Here is a 3203-nt window from a genome sequence, read left to right as displayed (position 1 = left end):
GCGAGGCGCTCGACGAAGGCGAGGTCGGTCTCGCGGTATTGCACGCAGTACTCCCGCGTCTCGGGCTCGCGGGTGGCGGCGAAGGCCACGTCACGCAAACCGCGCTCGTCGCACAGGGTATTGAGCACGGTGAGCGGCGAGACCTGCTGGAAGATACGCGAATTGTGGCGAAGGCCCAGGCGCCACAGCGCGGGGCGAACGACCATCGAGTAGAAGGTACGCCGATGGCCGCGGTCGCCACGGCCGAACTCGCTCACCACGCCATGGAGGCGGCGCAGCGCCTCGCCGTCCTGCCAGATCGTCAGGGTCGCGGGGCGATCGAGGACCTCCGTGACGGCGAGGCCGCCGTCGCGGCTGGCAAAGCGCACGCGGAGGGTGAAGGGGGCGGAGAGCGCCTCTTCCAGGGTGAAGTCGATGACCGCCAGATCGAGGTCGTCGGCCCCGGCGAGCTGCAGGGTGAATTGTAGTCCGGTCATAATCAGAGCCTCGCTGAATTTGATATTGCCAAGGTTGTTTTTCTATACATCCGAGACTCTCTTTGTTCGATAGAACCACCCATCGTAAAACAACCAAATTTCGTCATTTACGATCTCGAAAGAATAGCGCGGCCCCTCTTCCGACGTGGGGATGACATAAAGCAACACGATCACTTGCCTGTCCATGCCAAAGCCATAGAAATTCCCCCATCGTTCAGTTGGCAAGGGCACCTCTCCTTCCTCCCTTTGAACGGGATGACAAATCACTTTGTAGTAAGGGTTTGCATATCGAACCTCGTTCCAAAGCCGGAATAACTCTCGGGAAATCAGCAGCCTCTCCCCCATGTGCCCCATGGCGTCTTCACGAGTTGTCATTCCTCCCCGAAAGCGCCTCACTTCAATGACCTCGTACTCACCAACTTTTTCCTGCCACCCTGGACAATCGCAATCAGCAAACAAGCTAGGCGAAGTAAGAAATGAGATGCTTATCAACACTAATGAAAATAAAAACCTCACCATCTTTCATAGACCCCGCTATTAAAGATATTCCACTCGGCAGATCGCCTATTCACTAACCCAGGACTGACTCTTCCTTGTGATTTATTCCATGCTTTCCACGCCTCTTCAAGGCTGTGGTAAGGAGTCACTGCTTCATGATCATTTATCAATTTCACAGCGGATGACGAGGCAAACGCCATTCTTCCAATGTTGTATGCCAAGATAACAGCCGCATCGAATTGATTCTGAGCCAAAGGGACTTCGATCACTTGATTTACCACATCCTCATAAGAAACCACCCCCTCTTCTAAGAGACGTTCGGCAGTTTCGAGCTCGATCCCGTTCTGGAAAATAGGCCATTCGGAGTTCGGAATGAGATATCCATAACCAATTGTGGCCCCTTCCACCCATGAGGTAATCTCACGCCCGGTCTGATCGTCATAGGGCATCAAGCGAAGCTGTTCGACCTCCATCAGCCACTGTTTCCCGGCTTCGCTCATGGTGAGTGCCGTTGGCTGCCCTCCAGCTATGCCAGCGGCATCAAGTGTTGTCTCAGCTGCATTAACGGCCGATGAAGTGGAAGCCTGTGAGACTGTTGAGGCCATTACCGCAACAGTAGAGACAAACGAACCACCTACCGATTCTCCACCTACTGCACTGGCGGAGCCGATCACCACGCCGCCACAGTCCACGGCATGCCCGGTGAGCGCCGCCGGCTTGCCGTCGATCAGGATGCTGCCCGAGCCTTCGGCGATGACACGCGGGTGCGGTGAATGCTTGGGCTTGTCGTGCGGGGCCAGGGGATCGCCCAGGCGCGCCGCCGGCTTGCCATCGATCAGCACCGTCGGGCTGCCGGCCGTCACCGGCGTCGGCGGAAAGCCGTCATGATCGGTGCCGAGGTCGCCCACGAGTACGAATTTGCTGCCCATCCTGGTTCTCCTGGTATCGGGTGACGGCCTAGTGCCACTCGGCCGCAGCCTCGAAGCTGGCTACTTCCAGCGCGTTGACATGCATGCGCTTGAAGCCCGCCCGTTCCAGACTGCGCACGGCGGCCTGGCAGGCTAGCGGCAGCCGGCTCCGAAGCGGCATGCCGCTAAGGGTCCGCCTTGCGGCCTGCAGCAGGCGGGCACCGTGACCGCTGCCCTGCCATTCCGGCTCGATGAAGAAGAAGCGCAGCTGCCAGGCCGCTTCGTCATCCGGTCGACAGGCCAGCACCATGCCCAGCACGGGCCCCTCGCCATGGCGCAGCACCAGCAGCTGTCCCTGCCAATGAGCGACACGGCCGTCGTCGCGCTGCAGCCACTGGCCACGATGAACGGTGAACTCCAGCGCGCGACGCAGCGTCGCCAGACGCGACGGGTCGCGCAGCACCCAGGGCGAATGACCCTGCGCATCGGCACGCCGGGCGGCCTCTAGGAAGCGTTCGATGTCCTCCGTCGAGGCCGGCTCGAGGCACTTCACTTCGCTCGGCTCGGCCGCCGATATTGCCGCTTCCTGGCGCTCGGCGCCGAACAAGCGCTTAAAGGCTGCCAACATCGAGACCTCCTTCGGCATACAGCGCGGTGGGGAGCTGGAAGCCGGCGACCAGCGGTCGGGTGAACGGGTTGCGCGAGCCGGTGGCGTGGAGCCGGTAACGCATCGACCCGCCGTCGACCTGGAAACGCAGCTCCAGGTCGCGCTCGCTGGCACTGGTGATCTCGGCCTCGTCGAGCAGACGGAACCAGGCCCAGGCACCGTCACGACTGAGGCTGCGCGGCGAGCGATTGACCTGGCTCGGCACCAGCGTGACCCGGCTCTCGTTGCCGCCGCGCAGCGCGTTGGGCCAGATCATGGAGACGCGCGAGCTCGCGCTGTGGGCGTAGTCAATGATCTGGCCGTCGATGTTGATCACGCTTCGACGCTTGTCGGGACTGAGGCTCAACGGCTCCAGGGCGAACTCCACGTCGAGCACGCCGTCGCGGCCGAAGTAGGCCTGGCGGATGCGCTCGCCACGCTGGATGGCGGTCAGCACACTGCCACGCAGCAACGAGTTGCCTTCGGCATCGACCAGCTCTTCCGGCGCCTCTTCGATGAAGGGGCGCAGGTTGTCCTGATAGAAGCGGTCGAGAATGCCGCCTGCTGCGAAGAAGGATTCGAAATCGCTAAGGGCGACCTCGCGGGAGGCGCTGGGCACCAACGGGTAGCGTCCCGCCAGGCGCTCCTGGTAGGGCGCCACCACCTCGTCGAGCC

4 protein-coding genes are annotated in these 3203 nt (G+C 61.3%); all 4 read right to left on the bottom strand.

The window, feature by feature from the left end; genetic code table 11:
* Window positions 1-476 (bottom strand): contractile injection system protein, VgrG/Pvc8 family (locus CYJ07_RS20140; RefSeq protein ID WP_269320561.1); only part of this gene is annotated, 476 nt, incomplete at its 3' end.
* A 512-nt stretch (window positions 477-988) separates the two neighbouring features.
* Window positions 989-1903 carry a type VI secretion system PAAR protein gene (locus CYJ07_RS20520; RefSeq protein WP_197038451.1) on the bottom strand — a complete coding sequence of 305 codons (915 nt, stop codon included), beginning with the start codon at window positions 1901-1903 and terminating at the stop codon, window positions 989-991.
* A 28-nt stretch (window positions 1904-1931) separates the two neighbouring features.
* Complete coding sequence (locus tag CYJ07_RS20120) at window positions 1932-2510, bottom strand: GNAT family N-acetyltransferase (protein WP_104205480.1); 579 nt, start codon at window positions 2508-2510, stop codon at window positions 1932-1934.
* The coding region (locus tag CYJ07_RS20115; protein ID WP_331280946.1) for a type VI secretion IcmF C-terminal domain-containing protein at window positions 2494-3203 on the bottom strand (710 nt) is incomplete at its 5' end. The genes CYJ07_RS20115 and CYJ07_RS20120, both read right to left, overlap by 17 nt.

Source organism: Billgrantia saliphila (genome assembly GCF_002930105.1).
Taxonomy (GTDB): Bacteria; Pseudomonadota; Gammaproteobacteria; order Pseudomonadales; family Halomonadaceae; genus Halomonas; species Halomonas saliphila.
Note: the sequence above shows the minus strand (reverse complement) of the source record. Positions and strands in the feature narration are given on the sequence as shown.